Annotated in this window: 19 protein-coding genes; 11 read left to right on the top strand and 8 right to left on the bottom strand. The window is 71.2% G+C overall.

Annotation, left to right across the window (positions count from 1 at the left end; translation table 11 throughout):
• The first annotated feature begins 133 nt into the window (after positions 1-133).
• From CRYAR_RS09985 to CRYAR_RS10030, 10 genes are all read left to right on the top strand, one after another.
• The gene (locus CRYAR_RS09985; protein WP_035850072.1) at positions 134-2,470 is read left to right on the top strand and encodes a chemotaxis protein CheW; all 2,337 of its coding nucleotides are present in this window, start codon (positions 134-136) and stop codon (positions 2,468-2,470) included.
• Between the two features lie 82 nt (positions 2,471-2,552).
• On the top strand, positions 2,553-3,005 hold the full coding sequence (locus CRYAR_RS09990; RefSeq protein WP_035850074.1) for a chemotaxis protein CheW: 453 nt from the start codon (positions 2,553-2,555) through the stop codon (positions 3,003-3,005).
• A 6-nt stretch (positions 3,006-3,011) separates the two neighbouring features.
• A complete protein-coding gene (locus CRYAR_RS09995) occupies positions 3,012-3,287 on the top strand; it encodes a hypothetical protein (RefSeq protein WP_035850075.1) in 276 nt (91 codons plus the stop codon).
• A 145-nt stretch (positions 3,288-3,432) separates the two neighbouring features.
• Positions 3,433-4,404 (top strand): hypothetical protein, encoded by a 972-nt coding sequence (locus CRYAR_RS10000; protein ID WP_035850076.1) that lies wholly within the window; start codon positions 3,433-3,435, stop codon positions 4,402-4,404.
• A gap of 118 nt (positions 4,405-4,522) precedes the next feature.
• Positions 4,523-5,698, top strand: a complete 1,176-nt coding sequence (locus CRYAR_RS10005; protein WP_035861593.1) for a protein-glutamate methylesterase/protein-glutamine glutaminase — start codon at positions 4,523-4,525, stop codon at positions 5,696-5,698.
• Positions 5,695-6,546, top strand: coding sequence for a CheR family methyltransferase (locus tag CRYAR_RS10010; RefSeq protein ID WP_035850077.1), 852 nt, complete (start codon positions 5,695-5,697; stop codon positions 6,544-6,546). Before CRYAR_RS10005 ends, CRYAR_RS10010 begins: the two co-directional genes overlap by 4 nt.
• A 14-nt stretch (positions 6,547-6,560) precedes the next feature.
• Positions 6,561-6,938 carry a response regulator gene (locus CRYAR_RS10015; protein ID WP_035850078.1) on the top strand — a complete coding sequence of 126 codons (378 nt, stop codon included), beginning with the start codon at positions 6,561-6,563 and terminating at the stop codon, positions 6,936-6,938.
• A complete protein-coding gene (locus tag CRYAR_RS10020) occupies positions 6,935-7,411 on the top strand; it encodes a chemotaxis protein CheX (protein ID WP_051569984.1) in 477 nt (158 codons plus the stop codon). The genes CRYAR_RS10015 and CRYAR_RS10020 overlap by 4 nt, the downstream gene beginning before the upstream one ends.
• Entirely contained in the window at positions 7,408-7,770 is a 363-nt protein-coding gene (locus CRYAR_RS10025; RefSeq protein ID WP_035850079.1) for a response regulator, read from the top strand. The genes CRYAR_RS10020 and CRYAR_RS10025 overlap by 4 nt, the downstream gene beginning before the upstream one ends.
• Positions 7,771-7,774: 4 nt before the next feature.
• The gene (locus CRYAR_RS10030; protein WP_051569985.1) at positions 7,775-8,272 is read left to right on the top strand and encodes a hypothetical protein; all 498 of its coding nucleotides are present in this window, start codon (positions 7,775-7,777) and stop codon (positions 8,270-8,272) included.
• Positions 8,273-8,308: 36 nt separating this feature from the next.
• On the opposite strand, the gene CRYAR_RS10035 is transcribed toward CRYAR_RS10030, so the two are convergent.
• From CRYAR_RS10035 to flhA, 5 genes are all read right to left on the bottom strand, one after another.
• Positions 8,309-9,139 carry a helix-turn-helix domain-containing protein gene (locus CRYAR_RS10035; protein ID WP_035850081.1) on the bottom strand — a complete coding sequence of 277 codons (831 nt, stop codon included), beginning with the start codon at positions 9,137-9,139 and terminating at the stop codon, positions 8,309-8,311.
• 4 nt (positions 9,140-9,143) lie between these two features.
• Complete coding sequence (locus CRYAR_RS10040; RefSeq protein ID WP_035850083.1) at positions 9,144-9,926, bottom strand: alpha/beta fold hydrolase; 783 nt, start codon at positions 9,924-9,926, stop codon at positions 9,144-9,146.
• A 95-nt stretch (positions 9,927-10,021) separates the two neighbouring features.
• The gene (locus tag CRYAR_RS10045; RefSeq protein WP_035850085.1) at positions 10,022-10,315 is read right to left on the bottom strand and encodes a hypothetical protein; all 294 of its coding nucleotides are present in this window, start codon (positions 10,313-10,315) and stop codon (positions 10,022-10,024) included.
• Positions 10,315-13,206: a hypothetical protein gene (locus CRYAR_RS10050; protein WP_157017556.1), complete on the bottom strand. Its 2,892-nt coding sequence runs from the start codon at positions 13,204-13,206 to the stop codon at positions 10,315-10,317. Before CRYAR_RS10050 ends, CRYAR_RS10045 begins: the two co-directional genes overlap by 1 nt.
• The gene (gene flhA, locus CRYAR_RS10055) at positions 13,184-15,265 is read right to left on the bottom strand and encodes a flagellar biosynthesis protein FlhA (RefSeq protein WP_051569986.1); all 2,082 of its coding nucleotides are present in this window, start codon (positions 15,263-15,265) and stop codon (positions 13,184-13,186) included. Before flhA ends, CRYAR_RS10050 begins: the two co-directional genes overlap by 23 nt.
• 116 nt (positions 15,266-15,381) lie before the next feature.
• Between flhA and CRYAR_RS10060 the strand changes: the two genes are divergently transcribed.
• Positions 15,382-16,632, top strand: a complete 1,251-nt coding sequence (locus CRYAR_RS10060) for an EAL and HDOD domain-containing protein (RefSeq protein ID WP_051569987.1) — start codon at positions 15,382-15,384, stop codon at positions 16,630-16,632.
• A gap of 10 nt (positions 16,633-16,642) precedes the next feature.
• Here the strand turns inward: CRYAR_RS10060 and CRYAR_RS10065 are convergent, their stop codons facing one another.
• From CRYAR_RS10065 to CRYAR_RS10075, 3 genes are read right to left on the bottom strand one after another with little or no spacing between them, the layout of a single operon-like run.
• On the bottom strand, positions 16,643-17,749 hold the full coding sequence (locus CRYAR_RS10065) for an EscU/YscU/HrcU family type III secretion system export apparatus switch protein (RefSeq protein WP_035850089.1): 1,107 nt from the start codon (positions 17,747-17,749) through the stop codon (positions 16,643-16,645).
• A gap of 3 nt (positions 17,750-17,752) precedes the next feature.
• Complete coding sequence (gene fliR / locus CRYAR_RS10070; protein ID WP_035850091.1) at positions 17,753-18,517, bottom strand: flagellar biosynthetic protein FliR; 765 nt, start codon at positions 18,515-18,517, stop codon at positions 17,753-17,755.
• The gene (locus CRYAR_RS10075) at positions 18,514-18,789 is read right to left on the bottom strand and encodes a flagellar biosynthetic protein FliQ (protein ID WP_035850093.1); all 276 of its coding nucleotides are present in this window, start codon (positions 18,787-18,789) and stop codon (positions 18,514-18,516) included. The genes fliR and CRYAR_RS10075 overlap by 4 nt, the downstream gene beginning before the upstream one ends.
• Positions 18,790-18,798 lie beyond the last annotated feature (9 nt).

Here is an 18,798-nt window from a genome sequence, read left to right on the forward strand (position 1 = left end):
GTAGCCCCCAGTACGCCGCCTAGATAACGGACATTAGCGTAGTTAGCATACCGAATGGCGCTCGACCCCGTCTTTCCCTCAGGTGAACCCCTGTCGCGTCGAAGAAGTGCGTGACGACCCAAGGGAGACAGACGTGGACGAGTTGGACGACATCGTTCAAGAGTTCCTGGTCGAGAGTCACGAGAACCTCGACCAACTCGACCGGGACCTGGTCGCGCTCGAGCAGCACCCGGACTCTCGTGAGTTGCTGTCCAGCATCTTCCGCACGATCCACACGATCAAAGGCACGAGCGGCTTCCTCGCGTTCCACCGTCTGGAGACGGTGACGCACGCGGGCGAGTCGCTGCTCTCCCGGCTCCGCGACGGCGCGCAGTCGATGAACGTGGAGAGCGCCAACGCGCTGCTGCGCATGGTCGACACCGTGCGTGGCCTGCTGACCTCGATCGAGGAGAACGGCGCCGAGGGCGAGGTCGACGTCCAGAGCGTCATCGAGCAGGTGACCGCCTGCATCGAGGACGGTTCCGGCAAGCCCAAGGCGGCTCCGGCCGCGGCGGAGCCCGCCGCCGAGGCCCCGGTTCCCGAGGCGCCCGCCGACGAGCCCGCGGCCGCCGAGGCGCACGCCGACGCCGAGCCCGAGCCGGCCGCCGAGGAGCCCGCGCCCGAGGAGCCGGCCAAGCCCGCGGCGCCCGTCCAGCGGGCCGGCGGCGCCGGTGCGCCCCCCGGTCCGCCGGAGCCCGGCGAGGAGGGCTCCGCCCCGCAGCGCCGGAGCGTCGCCGAGAGCTCGATCCGTGTCGACGTCGACCTGCTCGATGCGCTCATGCGGCTCGTCGGCGAGCTGGTGCTCACGCGTAACCAGCTGGTCCGCGGCGTCAGCGAGATGAGTGACCCGGCGCTGACCCGCACCACCCAGCGGCTCAACCTCATCACCTCCGAGCTGCAGGAATCGGTGATGAAGACCCGGATGCAGCCGATCGACCAGATCTGGTCGAAGCTGCCCCGAGTCGTCCGCGACCTCTCCAGCCAGCTCGGCCGCCAGATCCGCCTGGCGATGGAGGGCAAGGACACCGAGCTCGACCGGTCGCTGCTGGAGTCGGTGAAGGACCCGCTGACCCACCTCGTCCGCAACGCGGTCGACCACGGCATCGAGCCGCCGGACGTCCGCCAGGCCGCCGGCAAGAACCCCGAGGGCACGCTCACGCTGCGCGCGTACCACGAGGGTGGTCACGTCGTGGTCGAGGTCGCCGACGACGGCGCGGGCATCGACCCCGAGCGGGTCGCGGCCACCGCGCTCGACCGGGGCGTCATCACCCGCGACCAGCTGGCCCGGATGGAGACCAGCGACATTCTCCAGCTGCTCTTCCAGCCCGGCTTCTCGACGGCGAAGAAGGTCACGAACGTCTCCGGCCGCGGCGTCGGCATGGACGTCGTCAAGACCAACATCGAGAAGATCGGCGGCACCGTCGACGTCGACTCGACGCCCGGCCGCGGCACGGTCTGGCGCCTCACGATCCCGCTGACGCTGGCGATCATCCAGGCCCTCACCGTCGAGTGCAGCACCGAGCAGTACGCGATCCCGCAGATCGCGGTCGACGAGCTGGTGTTCGTCGACGGCTCCTCGGACAAGAACATCGAGCACGTCTCCGGTGCGCCGGTCTACCGGCTGCGCGGCAAGCTGCTGCCGCTCGTCCGCCTGGACGAGAGCCTCGGCCTGCCGGTCGGCTCGAACGACAAGGACGTCTACATCGCGGTTCTCCAGGCCGAGGGGCGCCGGTTCGGCCTCGTGGTCGACCGGGTCCTCAACACCGAGGAGATCGTGGTCAAGCCGCTCGCGACGCTGCTCAAGGACATCGGCGTCTACCAGGGGTCGACGATCCTCGGCGACGGAAAGGTCGCGCTCATCCTCGACGTCCAGTCGCTCGCCCGGCGTTCGCTGCTGGCGGCTCAGGCGGTGGAGAAGTCCGGGCTCGGCGCCGACGCCCAGCAGTCGCAGAACCGGCAGGGCAGCGGCAACCGGCTGCTCATCACCGGGGTCGGCGACCGCCGGGTCGCGGTGCCGCTGGACATGGTCACCCGGCTCGAGGAGTTCCCGATCGACAAGATCGAGCGGGTCGGCAGCCGGGAGGTCGTGCAGTACCGCGGCCGCATCCTGCCGCTGGTCCGGCTCGCGCACCTGCTCGGTGCGTACCCGGCCGAGGACGGCGACTCGGTGCCGGTGGTCGTCTACAGCGAGCGCGGCCGGAGCGTCGCGCTCGCGGTGGAGAAGATCGTCGACATCGTCGAGGACTCCACCGACACCCACAGCGACCTGGACGACTCCGGCCTCACCGGTTCGGCGGTCATCCAGCAGCGTGTCACCGAGATGCTCGACGTCCGGCAGGCGATCCTGGCGGCTGACGTCAACTTCTTCGACGCGATGGACGAGTACGAGGACCAGTACGCCGGCGGTCTCGAGGAAATGAGCGCGGTCTGATGACGACACTTTCCACGGAGCTCCGAGGCTGCCTTCCTCGGCCGCTGGCGCTCCCTGCGACGCTCCGCCCCGGAGGCCGCTGATGACTTCACGTCAGTACACCACCTTCGAGGTGGCCGACCAGCTTTTCGGTGTCGACGTCGCCAAGGTCGTCGAAGTGCTGCGGTTCAGCGAGTACACGCGCGTCCCGCTGGCCGACAAGTCGGTCGGCGGCCTGATCAACCTGCGTGGTCAGGTGATGGCGGCGGTGGACCTGCGGGTGCGTCTGGGCCTGGAGCCGCGGGACATGTCCAAGCCGTCCATGAACGTGATCGTGTCCGAGGAGGGCGAGGCGATCAGCCTGCTCGTGGACAAGATCGGTGACGTGGTCGAACTGCAGTCCGACACGTTCGAGCCGCCGCCGGACACGCTCGCCGGTCCGCTCCGGGAGCTGATCATCGGCGCGTTCAAGCTCGACAGCCGGCTGATGCTGGCGCTGGACGCGAAGCGGGCGGTCGACCTGGGGTCCAGCACCGCCAAGGCTGCGGCGAGGTAGGGCGACATGTCTCGATCGAAGACGAAGACCGATGCGCTGACCGCCGAGGAGCGTGCGCTCCTGGACTCGGTGAGCGAGCAGGCCGCGCTGCTGGCGATGCTCACCGGGTCGGTGCCGCCGGCGGGCGACCCGCCGGTCGGAACCGTGGACCTGATCGGTGCCCTCGGCCCGCTGGAGCACCCCCACACGCCCGGCAGCGACCCGCTGCAGGCGTTCGGGCTCGTCGCCCCCCGGTTCGCGCGGGACGCCGAGAGCGTAGCCGCCGAGCTCGGAGCAGCCTGAGCACATCACCGTCCGTGACGGTATGCCGTAGTTCACACCGACGGCACCCGTCCGCTCGAATCGACCGGTTGGCGTCCTAATTGGACGCTGAACGGCCGTCGGTGAGCTCTTGGCGGACCGCCGAACGGCTGTCAGACTGGCTTGCGTGTACAGCCTGGTCAGCGCGCCCGTCCTCGGTTTCGACCTCACCCGGATCGAGGGTGGGGCCGGCGTCTCCGACGTCCTCACGCGCGCACTCGCGCTGACGCCGGACGATCTGGAGGTGCTCGCGGAGCACCGCGCGGACGATGGTCAGCGCGCCGATCTGTGGGCCGCGATCGAGATCGCCACGACCGTTCAGCCTACGGTCCGTGACGTCGCCGGGTTGAGCAAAGCCGACCCCGACGCGTCGGTGGAGAAGCGTGCCAGCGCGGCGCTCGGCCTGTTGCAGCGGGCGCCGCTCGGCACGGTCGACGGCCTGATCCAGTGCGTCCGGTACGACGTCCTGGACTGGACCTGGAGCGTGACCGACGGCTCCGAGCCCGACCGCGCCCCCCAGTTCCCGCCGGTGCAGCGCGCCGGGGAGCCGGCCCCCAGGCCGGTCAAGGTGCAGTCGGAAGCCGCGTCGGCGGCCACGGCGGTGATCTGCGACGCGCTCGTCGCCGGTTACCTGCGCGCACAGCTCGACGACGACACCCGGCGGCGCCTGGCGACTCCCTGGGTGGCGGCGAGCCGCCGCCTCCCGGAGCGGGAGACCGCGCTCGGCCCCACCGAGTCGTCGGTGCGCGCGCTGCTCGACCGCGTCGGCAGCCTGAGCCAGCAGGACGGTTCGCGGCTCTACAAAGCGGCGGAGGCCGGCCGGCGCGACTCGGCCAGCTGGGCCCCGGCGATCCACTCGGCGTCCTGGGCCGTGCACCTGGCCGGCCGGATCCGCGAGGCGGCGGCGGCGCAGTTTTTACTGGTCCAGGCAGTGGAGACCAGCGGCATACCGATCACCGAGCGGGCTGCCGGCGTGTGGAACCTGCTCAGCGGCGCGATGCAGGCTCTCGCCGCGCGTGACCTCGTCGACGCCGCGACCGCGCACCGGCTGCTCGGCCCGGTGCTCGCGAGTCTGGGCCCGTCCGCGTTGGGCTCGTAACCCCGGTCACACCTTTCACTCAGCCTGCCCGTCCGGTGACCGATAGGGACGCCGTGACGGCCCCGAGGTGCGTCCCGTCCTGCTGCGGCGTGGGCCTCGGCACGGGAAGGCGGCGCGTGTGATCAAGGTTCTAGTGGTCGACGACTCGGTCGTCGTCCGGCGCTTGATCGTGGACGCACTCAGCGACGATCCCGGCATCGAGGTCGTCGGCACCGCGTCGAACGGGCGACTCGCTCTGGCGAAGATCGAAGAGCTCAAGCCGGACGTCATGACGCTGGACATCGAGATGCCGGTACTCGACGGCATCGGGACGCTCAAGGAGTTGCGCCCGAAGCACAAGCGCCTTCCGGTGATCATGTTCAGCACGCTCACCGCCAACGGCGCGTCGGCGACGCTGGAAGCGCTCGCCGCCGGCGCCACCGACTACGTCACCAAACCGGCGAACGTCGGCAGCGTCCGGGAGTCGATCAAGAGCGTCCGCGAGCAGCTGATCCCGCGGATCTACGCGCTCGGCCCGAAACAGCGGCCCGCTCCCGGTCGCCCGGGACTGCCGCCGGGGCGTCCCGGTACGGCGCCGCCCGGACGCCCGGGTGCCCCGCTGGCCGGACGTCCTCCGCTCGGTGCTCCGGCCGCCCCGTCCGGAGGCATTCGCGCGCCGATGCGGCCGGCGAAAAGCAAGGTCCCCGGTCAGCGGATCGACGTGATCGCGGTCGGCTGCTCGACCGGCGGACCGGACGCACTGGCCAAGGTCGTCCAGGGCTTCCCGAAGGACCTACCGGTTCCGGTGGTCGTCGTTCAGCACATGCCGCCAATTTTCACCAAAATGTTCGCAGATCGCCTAGATCGGGCAAGTGCAGTAAAAGTGGTCGAAGCGACGGCGGACATCCCCTTGGATGCCGGGACGGTATACATCGCGCCCGGCGACAAGCACCTGGAAGTCGTCCGGAAAGGCACTTCCGTGCTCACCAAGCTGCACGAGGGACCGCCGGAGAACTCCTGCCGACCGGCGGTGGACCCGCTGTTCCGGTCGGTGGCGAGCGTCTTCGGGGCACACGCTCTGACCGTCGTCCTCACCGGCATGGGGCAGGACGGCAAGAAGGGCTGCGAGGTTCTGGCGAGGGTCGGTAGCGAAATAGTGGTCCAGGACGAGGAGACATCTGTGGTCTGGGGCATGCCCGGGGCCGTCGCGCAGGCCGGGCTCGCCGATGTGGTGCTACCGCTCGGCTCGATTTCCGACACTCTGCTCGCTCGCGTCGGCCACGGCCGAGCCAACCGGTTGGCGGTGGTCCGATGAGCCTCTCGGCGCACGAGTTCCAGTTCGTCAGCAGCCTGGTCCGCCGGGAGGCGTCGATCGTGCTGGAACCGGGCAAGGAGTACCTGGTCGAGGCCCGGCTGCTGCCGCTGGCCCGCAAAGCGGGACTGGCCTCGGTCACCGAGTTCCTGCTCCGGGCGCAGAGCCCGTCCGGGCGCCAGGACCGCGACAGCATCGTCGACGCGCTGACGACGAACGAGACGTCCTGGTTCCGCGACCGCGAGCCGTTCACCGCGATGACCGAACTCGTCATCCCGAACGTCGTGAAGTCCCGCGGACCGTCGCGCCACCTGCGGGTCTGGTCGGCGGCGTCCTCCAGTGGCCAGGAGCCGTACACGCTGGCGATCCTGCTGAAGGAGAACCTGCCACCCGGCTGGACCTACGAGATCCTCGGCACCGACATCTCCACCGAGATGCTGGCCCGGGCCGAACGCGGCCGTTACAGCCAGCTGGAAGTCAACCGCGGCCTGCCCGCCCCGCTCCTGGTGAAGCACTTCACCCGGGCCGGCGCGGAGTGGGAGGTCGCGGCGCCGATCAAGAAGGCGGTCTCGTTCAAGCGGCTCAACCTGGCGGCACCGTTCCCCCCGATGCCGGCCTTCGACGTGGTGTTCCTGCGCAACGTCCTCATCTACTTCGACGTGGAGACCAAGCGGGGCGTGCTCAAGCGCATCCGGAATCTCCTGAAGCCGGATGGGTGGCTCTTCCTCGGCGCCGCCGAGACCACGATGGGAATCGACGACGGCTTCGAACGCGTCGTCACCGGACGGACGTCGGCCTACCGGCCGCGGACCGGTATCTCGGCGCCGGTCGGCGTCACGGGGAAGGGGTGAGGCGAGTGCTCTGCATGGTCATCGACGACTCGCGAGCGATGCGACTGATCCTTCGACGCATCGTCACCGGACTGAACTTCGACGTGGTCGAAGCCGGCAATGGGCGGGAGGCGATGGACCGTCTCGAGGAACTCGAGGCTGTTCCCGAGCTGGCCCTCATCGACTGGAACATGCCGGAGATGAACGGTCTGGAGTTCGTGACCGCCGTTCGCGCGGACAAGAAATACCGGGGGATGACCCTGATGATGGTGACGACCGAGAGCGAGCACGGCCAGATCGTCCGTGCTCTGGCCGCCGGGGCTCACGAGTACGTGATCAAGCCGTTCACACCCGACGCGATCGTCGACAAGCTGGTCATGCTCGGCCTGATCCCGGACGGAGCGCACGCGTGAGCGCGACGATGGCCCCGACCGGCGACGACCTGCAGCAGATCGCCGAGCAGGTGTGGGCCTCCTACCTCGACACCGACGGTGAGAAGCCGCTCATACCGCTACCGCCGGACAAGCTCTCCAAGGACGTCGTGGCCGGGGTCGCGGTCAGCGGGGCCTGGCACGGTCTGGTCCTGGTGGCGTGCTCGGACGTGGCGTCCAAGGAGGCGGCCGCGGCGCTGCTCGGAATGGAGTCCGACGACGTAACCGAAGGCGACGTCGACGACGCGTTGGGCGAGCTCGCGAACGTGATCGGTGGCAACGTCAAGAGCTTGCTGCCCGAGCCGTGCACGCTCGGCCTTCCCGAGGTGCACAACAACGCCGATGGCGACCCGTGGCTTGTCGGCGATGAAATATGCCGGTTTGAGGCGACCTGGTTGGGTGAGCCTATGGAGGTCAGCGTGCTGGAGAAGCCGCAAGGGGGAGGGACCGAATGAAAATCCTGATTGCCGACGACAGCCGGGTGATGCGTCAGATCGTCACCCGGACGCTGAGGCAGGCCGGGTACGACGGCCACGACCTGGTCGAGGCCGAGGACGGCGCCGAGCTCGTCGCGAAGGCGAACGCCGACAGCTTCGACCTGGTGCTGTCCGACTGGAACATGCCCAATCTGACCGGCATCGAGGCGCTCCGGGCGCTCCGGGCCGGCGGCAACAACACGCCGTTCGGCTTCGTGACGTCCGAAGGAACCCAGGAGATGCGCGACACGGCTGCCGCCGGTGGCGCGCTGTTCCTGATCGCGAAGCCGTTCACGGCAGAAATGTTCAAGGAACAGCTGGACTCGATCCTGGGGTGACCGGATGACTCAAGCCACGACACAGCTGCCGTCCCCGAAAGACGTCCGGGACATGCTGGAAGAACTGCTCGGCAAGGACATCACGGTGGGCGACGGCAACCCGCCGGCGGCGGCCGACCTGCAGAAGGCCACCGTGGCCGTCTACATCGACGACACCAACAAGGTCACCGGTGTCAGCGGGATGGACCTGCCCCTGTCGGCGTGGATCGGCGCGGCGATCGGGCTGATCCCCAAGGGTGGGGCCGAGGCCTGCGTCGAGGACGGTGACCTCTCCAAGATGGTCGGGGAGAACGTCCGTGAGGTCTGCAACATCATGGCCGCGCTCCTCAACCGGGAGGGCACGCCGCACCTGCGGCTGGAGAAGGAGAGCGTGTACCTGCCGGGTGAGCCGGCTCCGGCCGACATCCAGGGGCGGTGCGTCGCGCTCGGCGCCCGTCTCGACCTGGCGGTGGCCGTGGCCGGGTACGGCTCCGGTCGGCTCTGGATCTCGCTGGCGGGTTGAGATGGCCGGAGGCATCGGGGTGACCGCGTCGCGCGGTCACCCCTGACGCCGGTCCGGCCACGCCACGTCGTCGATGGCGAGGAACGGCCTGGTCGCCACGGCGGCCGGGGTCGCCCCGGCGAACGCCAGCACCTCGCGGTGCAGGTGCGACTGGTCGGCGTACCCGCTCTCGGCCGCGACCCGCGCGGCACCGCGCCCGGCCGCGAGGCGGTGCGCGGCGTCGTCGAACCGGATCAGCCGGGCCGCCTGCTTGGGCGTCAGCCCGATCTGCGACCGGAAGCGGGACCACAGGCGCTTACGGCTCCAGCCGACGTCGGCGGCCAGCCGTTCGACCCGGACGTGCCCGCGCCCCCGCCGGAGCCGCGCCCAGCAGTACGCGACCTCCGGGTCGGCCGCGCGCCCCTCCTCCAGGCGCCCGGCCAGCGCCGTCCGCGCGATCGTGAACCGGTCCTCCCAGCTCGCCGCGGCACGCAGCCGGCCATGCAGCCGCCGGGCGTCGCGTCCCCACAGGTCGTCGAGGCCGACGACCTGACCGGCGAGGTCCCCGCCCAGCGCCGCGTGCGCCACCACCGGCGACAACCGCACCTGGAGACAGGCGAAGCCGCCGGCCGGACCGCGGCCGCGCGCGCCCCGGGGCACCAGCCCGGCGACCACGCACCCGTCCCGCCGCGAGCCGGTGGCGTCGGCCACGACGAGCGACTCCTCGCCCAGATCGAGGATCAGCGTGACGGCGGAGTGCGGAACCATGTCGATGTCGACCGGCACGTCGGAGTGGTCGCTGAACGCCGCCATCGCGACGCCGGTCGGCCCGGGCCGACCGGGAAGCGTGATGTCCCAGCCCGGCGCACCGGCTCGCGCGGATCGCACGGCCTCAGCGTACGAGCGTGGCGGCGAAATCCAACAGGAGTGCCGCGGTCGGCTCGGGTGCTTCCAGCGGCGGGGTGTGCCCCACGCCCGGGAGCAGCTCGATCCGGGCGCCGGGCACGACCCGGTACGCCTCCGCCGACGAGGCCCGCCACCGCTCGTCGTCGGCACCGAAGATCACCAGTAGCGGGAGCCCCGAGCCGCGGAGCCGGTCCGGCAGGCTGCGCTCCTCGAGATAGTCCCGGTAGGCGCCCATCACGCCGAGGAAGTCCCGGTGGGTCATCCGGTGCAGGTGCTCGAACCACGACTCGGGGATCCGCACGTTCTCGGCGGTGCCGCGCGCGGCCTTCGCCATACTCTTCGGGCTACGCAGACGCCAGAGCACCGCGCCGGGAAAGCGGGTCCGGACCAGCCGGAAGAGCAGGCTCTCCGGGAGCTGGGCGGTGAGGTCTGGACCCATGTCGAGCAGGGCGACGGCCGCCGTGAGGTCGGGGCGCGCCTCGGCGAGCGCGGTGGCCAGCATGCTGCCGGACGAGTGCCCGACCGCGGTCACGCGTGTCCTCCCGAGGCGGTCGAGGACGGCGGCGATGCGGCGGACCTGGGTCGCGACGTCGTAGCGCGGCGGGGTGCCGTGGCCGAGCAGGTCGACGCGGACCACGTGGTGGCTCTCCGCGAGCGCCGGAACCACGGGGTTCCAGATCGCGCTCGGGGCGACGGCGTTGGTGAGCAGCAGCAGGGTGGAGGTGTCCGGGTCGCCGTCCACCAGCACGTGCACGTCAGAGTCGGGCATCACGATCGTCTCCCGCGGTCGAGTCGGACCGTGAGCGTCTCCCAGGTGCCGGCACCAGGTCTTGAACGAATGTTCCCGCCGCTGCGGGCGGTGGGTCAGGCGGTGGGCCCGTTGCCCTCGGCCTCGGCCGCCTCGGCGGCGGCGCGGCGCTCGGCCTCGGCCTGACGCATCTCCTCGAGCTGCCGCTCCAGCTCGTGTTCCTCGTGGATGCGCTGGTAGGTGTTGTAGAGCATCCGCAGGAACCCCAGCATGACCGCCGCCACCAGCACCGCGATCAGGTAGCGGATGAGCGCGGTGTCCATGTCCAGGTCCCCGACGACGAACGCCTGCCACAGCGCGGGGCCGGCCAGCAGCGCGGCCAGCAGCAGCACGGAGTAGCGGGCGAACATCAGAAGCCGCCCGGCTCGTCCTCGGGCCACCAGACCGGGCTCGGGTGACCGTTTGCCGCCGGCCCGGGCGTGCCGTGCCCGTTACCGCCACGGCCGTTCCCGCTTCGGCCGTTCCCGCCCCGGCCGTTCCCGCCCCGGCCGTTCCCGCCCCGGCCGTTGAGTCCGGGGCCGTTGAGTCCGGCGCCGGGCGCCGGCGGGTAGTCGACCGGTGCGGGTGGGCGGTACCCGGCGTCCGGAGCGCGGTGCGTCGTCCGCCGTGACCCCACCGGCTCCTCCGTGACGGCCGCGTGGGCGCCGCGGTGCCCGGCCGGGAGCTCCAGCGGCATGATCGGGGCGATCGGGCCGTCACCCGGCAACGGACCGCCGGTCAGGCGCTCGCAGAGCAGCGTGGTCCAGCGGCGCGCGGTGGCCGGCCGGCCGTCGAGCATGACGACCGGCAGACCGAAGTGCAGCACGCTGCCGGGCTCGACGGTCTCGTCGGCGCCGTGCACGGCGAGCGCGTCGACCCGGTCGAGCGCGTCCAGGAACCGCGCCGTGTCGGCGTTCTTGCGCGTGGCGTCGACGCAGGCCCAGACCTGGGTCGGGGCGAGCGCGGCGATCGTCGCGCGCGGCGAACCGTCGGCGCCCGGCGTCACCGCGGCCGGGCGGCCGATCGGCGAGCCCGCGGTGGCCTCGACGACCACGATCCGGGGACCGGCCGACGAGTGCAGCTCGGCCGCCCTCCGGACCGCCTCCTCCGGGCCGGAGATCCGATGGGAGCGGCGCAGACCGGTACCGGCGATCGAGCCCGCGACGAGCGTCGCCGACGGGTCGATGCCGGCCGAGAGCGCGGCGATCTGTCCCGCGACCACGAGCGCCGGTTCGGCGTCACCGACGATCACCAGCACCTCGCCGGGGCGAGAGGGCAGCGCCGGGGGATAGGGCAGCCCGGCGACCGCCCTGGCCACCGCGGTCCACGGGTCGGGCCCGACGGCGCGGGCCGCGATGTGCACCGGCACGCCGTTGCGGACGAGCTGGACCGCCGGATGGTCGTAGCCGTTGCGGGCGGTGGGTTTGGGGGGAAGCCGGCGCATCGGCTGCACCGCGGTGGGCGGCCCGTCGATCTCCGGCGGGAGGCCGGGCGCGACCGGTGTGCCCGGCGTGTGCGGTCCGGTGGGCGCGTGCGGTCCGGTAGGGGCGTGCGGTCCGGTGGGGGCGTGCGGTCCGGTGGATGCGTGCGGTCCGGTGGGGCCGGGGTGGGCCGGGACGCTGGCTCGGCCGGTCGCGGGCCGCTGATCGTCGGCGGCGAGGACCGGGTGCCCAGGGGTCGCGACGTCGGTCCGCTGGACCGCGGACGTGCCCCACTCCGCCGCCGCGGGAGCCGACCGGCGCGGTGCGGGGGAGACCGGGTGAGCACCGCGCACGGTGCGGCGCCGCGGTTGCGGCCGGGCGATCAGAACCTCCGCGGTGACCGCGCCGTCCTCGTCCTCGTCGATCCGGTCGGAGCTCGGGGAACCCGGCCCCGCCCTCCCGTCACGGCGTCCCGGACTCCGCTCCACCGAACCCCGCCGCCCGGTGCCGGACCGGTGCTCCGGCTCTCCGCGGTGCCCGGGCTCTTCGTGGTGTTCCGGCTCCTCGGCCTCCGAACGGCCGCGGCGCCGTGCTCCGACCAGGCGTCCCGACGGTTCGTCGTGCTCCGAGGTGTCGTGGCGCTGGGTGCTGTCGTGGTGCTGGGTGTTGTCGTGGTGCTGGGTGTTGTCGTGGTGCTGGGCATCCGTGAAGCGGTCCGCACCTCGGGAGCGGTCGGCTTCGTCGTGGGGTTCCGCGTCCTCGTCGGGTTCGGTGCCGTCGCGGCGGGTGCCGGGTGCGGGGGAGGTGGCGCGGGGGCGTGCGATGTCGGCCGGCGATTCGGTGGCCACCGACGCGTCGTCGTCCGATCCGGCGTCCTCGCCGGGCATCGAATCCGCGGCGCCGGGTCCGGACACGATCCGGATGCGTCCGTTGCGGCGGCTCGCGGTGCGCTGCTCGTTCTCGGCGGCCTCGGCGGCGAGTTCCGCGGCCCGGCGTCGTGCCCGTTCCGCGAGCTTCGCGGCTACCGAAGGACCGTTCAACACCGGCCCCCCGCTCGAACCGGGCTTCCCAGCCGTCCCGTGCCCGGCCGTCCCGTGCCCAGCCGCCCCGTGCCCAGCCGCCCCGTGCCCAGCCGCCCCGCGCCCAGCCGCCCCGCGCCCAGCAGCCTCCGGCCCGGCCTCGGGCCCGGTGATCCCGGTTCCCGCACCTCCGCGTCCGGCAGCTGCGGGCCCGGTGGTTCCGGTTCCCGCACCTCCGCGTCCGGCAGCTGCGGGCCCGTTGATCCCGGTCCCCGCACTTCCGCGCCCGGCCACTCCGGCCCCGCGCTCACCGACGCCCTGCCCCGTGGCCGTGGAACCCTGAGCCCCGGCACCCCCTCGGGCGGAATCGTCCGTCGCCCCGGGCAACGGGCCGGCCGCCGCCGTGTCGGCCAGACCGTCGAACACCCCGAACCGCGTCGCACCAGCCCCGACACCACCCGCGGGCTCGATCGTGCGGCGCGCAGCGTCCCCGCTCCGTTCCGCCAGCACCTCGGCGAACCGCGCGGCGTTGCCCGGTCGCGCCACCGGACGTTCGACGGAGTCCTGTGCCTCCGCCCGCGCGAGCAGCGCGGTCAACCCGTCCGCGGTCGGCGCGTCGAGGTCCTCGCTCTCGTCCGGCGACTCCTCCGGATCGAGGATGTCAACCGCGATCTCGAACCGCTGCTTCGCGAAGAAGCCGGCCAGCCCTCCGCTCCGCACCCGCTCGGCGGACACGATCCGCGCCGCCGAACCGTGTTCCTCCTTGATCTTCGCGAGCAGCGATTCCAGATCCGGACCCTCAAGCAACAGCCGGGTAGACACCGCCCACCACCCCCACGGTCTCGATCTGGGCGGAGACGCCCGAGATCTCGGTGTACGACAGCACCGGGAGGCGCGGCGTCGCGAGCCGGACCAGCCGCTGCAGCGGCAATCTCAGGACCGGCGAGCAGACCAGCACCGCGGTGGTGCCCCGCTGCTCCGCCGTGTCGAACAGCCGGTGCGCCTCGGTGACGAGCGCCTCGGCCCGCGCGGTGTCCACGCCGAGCTGGATCCCGCCCTCGCCGGGGCGCAGCGATTCCAGCAGCGCCTGTTCGATCTGCGGGTCGAGCGTCATCACCGGCAGGCGCCCCTCGACGACGTAGTGGTTGGCGATCGCCGGGCCGAGCGAGCTGCGCGCGGCTTCGAGCAGCCCGTCGGGAGTGCTCCCCGCCTTCGCGGCCAGCGACAGCCCTTCGAAGATCCGGACCAGGTCGCGGATCGGCACCCCTTCGTCGAGGAGGTGCTGGAGCACCCGCTGGATCTCACCCAGGCTGAGCAGTGCCGGCGTCAGCTCCTCGATCACGACCGGGTGCGACCGCTTAACGACCTCGGTGAGGTTGCGGACGTCTTCCCGGCCGAGCAGCCGCGACGCGTTCTGGCGCACCACCTCGGCCAGGTGCGTGATCACCACCGAGGCCCGGTCGACGACGGTCGCGCCCATGATCTCGGCCTGGTGTCGCAGCTCGGCCGGGATCCACTTGCCCTCGAGCCCGAACACCGGCTCGTGCCCGGCGCGTCCCGGCAGCGCCTCCAGACCGTCGCCGATCGCCAGCGCGGTGCCGGGCGGCGCCTGGCCCCGCGCCACTTCGACGCCGCTGATCCGGATGCCGTAGCTGGAGAGCGGCAGGTCCAGGTCGTCGTGGGTGCGCACCGGCGGCATGATGATGCCGAGTTCGAGCGCGACCTTGCGACGCAGCGCACGCACCCGGTCGAGCAGGTCGCCGCCGGAGGTGTCGACGAGGTCCACCAGGTCCGGCGCGAGCGCGAGCTCGAGCGGGTCGACCCGCATCTCCCCGAGGAGCGCCTCGGGCGAGTCCGGCGACGGGCCGGTCGGCGTCGCCGTCGCGGCCTGTTCCGCGGCCTCGTCCTCTTTCCGCTGATCCGCGGAGGGCAGCCGCGACGCCAGGAAGAGCGTCCCCGCGCCCAGCAGCAGGAACGGCAACTTGGGCAGGCCGGGGATCAGGCAGAGCGCGAGCGCGGCGGCCCCGGCGATCTGCACCGCCCGCTTCTGGGCTCCGAGCTGCCCGACCACCGACGTCCCCATGTCGCCGGAGGTCGCCGAGCGGGTCACGATCAGACCGGTGGACACCGACAGCAGCAGTGCCGGGATCTGGGAGACCAGGCCGTCGCCGATGCTCAGGAGGCTGTAGGTGTTGACCGCCTCCATCGGGGCCATGCCCTTCTGGAGGATCCCGACGGTCATGCCACCGATCAGGTTGATCGCCGTGATGACGATCGCCGCGATCGCGTCGCCTTTGACGAACTTCGAGGCACCGTCCATCGAGCCGTAGAAGTCGGCTTCCGCGGCGACGTCCTCGCGGCGGCGGCGCGCCTCGCCTTCGTCGATCAGACCGGCGTTGAGGTCGGCGTCGATCGCCATCTGCTTACCGGGCATCGCGTCGAGCGTGAACCGGGCGCCGACCTCCGCGACCCGCTCGGCACCCTTGGTGATGACCAGGAACTGGATGACGACCAGGATCAGGAACATGACCAGGCCGATGATCAGCGAGCCACCGACGACGAAGTGACCGAAGGCCTCGATGACGTGCCCGGCGAATCCGTCGAGCAGCACCAGGCGGGTGGCGCTGATGTTCAGCGCGAGCCGGAACAGCGTCGCGACGAGCAGCAGCGCGGGGAAGATCGAGAAGTCCAGCGGGCGCGTCACGTACAAGCTGACCAGTACGATGACCAGCGACAACGTGATGTTCAAAGCCAGCAGGATGTCCAGCAGAAAGGTCGGCAGCGGCACGACCATCATCACGATGATGGATACGATGCCGACCGGTACGGCGAACGGCCCGATCGCCTTGAAGTTCACGGCGCTCCGCAGGTACGACGACATGCCCGATCCGTCGGGCTCCCCGCTGCCGTCCTGGCTTGTGCCCCATCGGCACCCGGGCGCCGGGCCTGAGGGATTCTTTTGCTTCACCCGGGGCATCCCCCGCCGATGTCATCGACGTGCACCCAGTCCCCGCGCCGCCGCAGCCCGTCGCGGACAGCACTGAGACGCTCTACGTGGCCCGCCAGCCGATCGTCAACCGCGACGGCCAGCTGATCGCCTACGAGCTCCTGTTCCGCGACGCTCCCGGCGCGACCGCCTCCACCGAGCGCGCCGCGGCGGCCACCAGCCGGGTGCTCGTCAACGCGTTCGCCGAGTTCGGGCTGGAACGCCTGGTCGGGGACCGGCTCGGGTTCGTCAACCTCACCGCCGAGTTCCTCGCCGGTGATCTGCCGCTGCCGTTCGCGCCGGACCTGGCCGTGCTCGAGGTCCTGGAGACCGTCGAGGTCGACGACCGGGTGGTGGCCGGCGTCGCCGACCTGGCCCGGCAGGGGTACGCGATCGCGCTCGACGACTTCGTCTGGGGCACCAGCATCGATCGGCTGCTCGACTACGCCACGTACATCAAGTTCGAGGTCGCCGGCGTCGACCCGACGCTGCTCGGCGAACGTGTCGCGATCGCACGCCGGCGCAAGCGGAGCATCAAGTTGCTGGCCGAGCGCCTGGAGACCGACGCGGACTACCAGCTGGCGCGGGACCTCGGCTTCGAGCTGTTCCAGGGGTACCTGCTCGGCCGGCCGGAGACGTTGACCGCGGAGGCGATCAGCCCGTCGAAAGCGCGCCAGCTCGAGCTGCTGGGCCTGCTGACCAGCCCGGACGTCGACTTGCCGAAGTTGTCGTCGGTGATCGCGGCCGACCCGGGGCTGGCACTGCGCATCCTGCGCGCCACGAACTCGGCCTCGGTCGGGCAGCGGCGGCGGATCGCGTCGATCCAGGACGCGGTGGTCATTCTCGGGCTCGAACGGCTGCGTCAGTGGCTCGCGGTGATGATCGTCAGCGACCTGTCGGGGGCCGGTGAGGCCGACCTGTCGATCCCGATGGTGCGCGGCCGGTGGATCCAGAACATCGCGACGCAGGCCCACCTGCCCGCCGACGTCGGCTTCACGATCGGTCTGCTGTCCGGCGTGGCCGAGTTGCTGGGCGTCGACGCCAGGGACCTCGCCGACCGGCTCCCGCTCACCGACGAGGTGCAGGCCGCGCTGGTCGAGGAGCAGGGTGAGTTCGGCGTCGTGCTGAACGCGATCCGTGCCTACGAGTCCGGCGCGCGCGGGATGGCGCGGGTGCAGAACAAGCTCTCGCTGGCCGTCCTCGCGAAGAGCTACCTCGAGGCCGCCGCCTGGCAGGTCTCCACGTCGGCGGCGATCGGCTAGCGGCCGGGCGTCACTCCGGCGCCGCGGGCAGCGCCACCCGGCGGTTGGCCGGCAGTCGGTGCGTACCGGCCGCGGCGCCCTTGGCCTTGAGCGACATGACGAACGCGAGCACGGTCGCCACCGCCGCGTACAGCTCCGGCGGGATCTCCTGACCGATGTCGCACGCCTTGTACAGCGTCCGGGCCAGCGCGACGTCCTGGATCACCGGCACCCGGTTCTCGGTGCCGAGCTCACGGATCTTCTGCGCGATCGTGCCGGTGCCCTTCGCCACCACCCGCGGCGCGCCCTTCAGCGGGTCGTACCGGAGCGCGACCGCGTAGTGCGTCGGGTTGACGATCACGGCGTCGGCCTTGGGGACGTCGGCCATCATGCGGTTGCGTGACATCGCCATCTGCTTGGCCCGGATCGCACCTTTGACGTGCGGGTCACCCTCGCTCTTCTTGTGCTCCTCCTTGATGTCCTGCTTGCTCATCCGCAACTGCTTGTCGGTCCGACGCTTGGCGACGGCGTAGTCGGCGGCGGCCATCACGAGCCCGGCCGCCGCCGCCGACCGGATCAGCCGTTCCACCGTGACCACGACCTGCTCCATGATCACTGCGGTCGGGATCTGCCCGTTGCCCATCAGGACCGGGATGACGTCCTTGATCGACCAGTAGAGGACGGCGCCGATCACCCCGCTCTTGACGATCGTTTTGATCGCCTCCCACAGCGCGTGCGGGCCGAGGATCTTCTTGAGTCCGGAGAACGGGTTGAGCTTGCTGAACTTCGGCTTGAGCAGCTTCGTCGCGAAGTTCAGACCGCCCTGCGCGGCGGTGGAGCCGATGCCGGTGAGCATCATCCCGACCGCGAGCGGCGCGACCGTGAGTGCGATCGCCGGCAGCATGTCGGTCAGCAGCCCGAGCATGCGGTTCGCGTCGGGGTCCTCGACGACGTCGATCGCTTTCTCGAACAGCGTCCGGGCGCGGTCCATCATCGAACGGATCACCATCGGCAGCAGGAAGCTCGCCAGCAGCATCCCCACCCAGGCCCCGAGGTCGGGGGTCCGGGCTATCTGGCCCTCCTTCCGGGCCTTCTTCTTCTTTTGCGGTGTCGGCTTCTCGGTCTTCTCACCGGACACGGTTCACGCCCGGATCACGGTCATCACGGCCACCACCGCGGTGTCGACGACCTCCTCGACCATGCCCGGCACGATGCCGATCGCCAGCCCGCCCAGCAGCATCGTCATCAGGATCTTGACCGGGAACCCCAGCGAGAACGCGTTGAGCGCCGGGGCCGCCCTGGTCAGCAGGCCGAGCGCGACGTCGGTGCAGAAGAGCACCGCGATCAGCGGCCCGGCGATCTGCATCGCGGCCAGGAACATCTGCCCGATGCCCTCGGTGAGCACGTGGCCCAGCGCCGAGAACGACAGGATCCCGGTCAGCGGGACCGCGTCGTAGGACTCCGCGAAGCCCCGGATGATCAGCGCATGGCCGCCGGTGGCGAACAGCAACGTCGTCGCGAGCAGGTTGTAGAAGCGGCCGAACGGGGCGGTCTGCGTGTTGGCCATCGGGTCGTAGGCCATCGCGACCTGGAAGCCGCCGAACATGTCGATCAGGTCGCCGGCGACCTGGAACGCGGTGAACAGCAGCGCGGTGATGTAGCCCAGCGCGGCGCCGACCACGACCTGCTGGGCGGCACTGGACACGAGCGGCGCCCACTCCAGCGGCGGGGCCTGGCTCTGCACGGCCGGCCCCACCGCGAGCGCGATCGTCAGCGCCAGGATCGCTTTGATCCGCGCGGAGATCATCGGCGCCGCGAACGGCGGCACCACGATCAGCCACGCCGACGCGCGGACGGTGGCGAGTAGCAGCGCCACCAGCTGCGACCCCTCGAATTGCCAGGTCATGACCCGGACAGGAGCGTGGGTATCCGGGCGTAGATCTGGGTCGTGTACGACACCAGCTCGTGCAGCATCCAGTTGCCGCCGAGCAGCAGCGCGGCCCCCGCGGCGATGGCTTTCGGCACGAACGAGAGCGTCTGTTCCTGGATCTGGGTCACCGACTGAAACAGCGAGATCAGGAAGCCGACGCCGAGCGTCGTGAGCAGGATCGGCGCGCTGAGCTTCGCGATGATCGTCATCGTGTAGAGCCCGATCTCGATGATCTGCGCATCGGTCATGAGGTGGCC

Origin of the sequence: Cryptosporangium arvum DSM 44712 (assembly GCF_000585375.1) — a bacterium.
Lineage (GTDB): Bacteria > Actinomycetota > Actinomycetes > Mycobacteriales > Cryptosporangiaceae > Cryptosporangium > Cryptosporangium arvum.

Coding starts and splice junctions, on each gene's coding strand:
- CRYAR_RS09990 (WP_035850074.1), top strand. CDS start 2,553: ATGACTTCACGTCAGTACACCACCTTCGAGGTGGCCGACCAGCTTTTC.
- CRYAR_RS09995 (WP_035850075.1), top strand. CDS start 3,012: ATGTCTCGATCGAAGACGAAGACCGATGCGCTGACCGCCGAGGAGCGT.
- CRYAR_RS10010 (WP_035850077.1), top strand. CDS start 5,695: ATGAGCCTCTCGGCGCACGAGTTCCAGTTCGTCAGCAGCCTGGTCCGC.
- CRYAR_RS10015 (WP_035850078.1), top strand. CDS start 6,561: ATGGTCATCGACGACTCGCGAGCGATGCGACTGATCCTTCGACGCATC.
- CRYAR_RS10025 (WP_035850079.1), top strand. CDS start 7,408: ATGAAAATCCTGATTGCCGACGACAGCCGGGTGATGCGTCAGATCGTC.
- CRYAR_RS10030 (WP_051569985.1), top strand. CDS start 7,775: ATGACTCAAGCCACGACACAGCTGCCGTCCCCGAAAGACGTCCGGGAC.
- CRYAR_RS10040 (WP_035850083.1), bottom strand. CDS start 9,926: ATGCCCGACTCTGACGTGCACGTGCTGGTGGACGGCGACCCGGACACC.
- CRYAR_RS10045 (WP_035850085.1), bottom strand. CDS start 10,315: ATGTTCGCCCGCTACTCCGTGCTGCTGCTGGCCGCGCTGCTGGCCGGC.
- flhA (WP_051569986.1), bottom strand. CDS start 15,265: ATGTCGTCGTACCTGCGGAGCGCCGTGAACTTCAAGGCGATCGGGCCG.
- fliR (WP_035850091.1), bottom strand. CDS start 18,517: ATGACCTGGCAATTCGAGGGGTCGCAGCTGGTGGCGCTGCTACTCGCC.
- CRYAR_RS10075 (WP_035850093.1), bottom strand. CDS start 18,789: ATGACCGATGCGCAGATCATCGAGATCGGGCTCTACACGATGACGATC.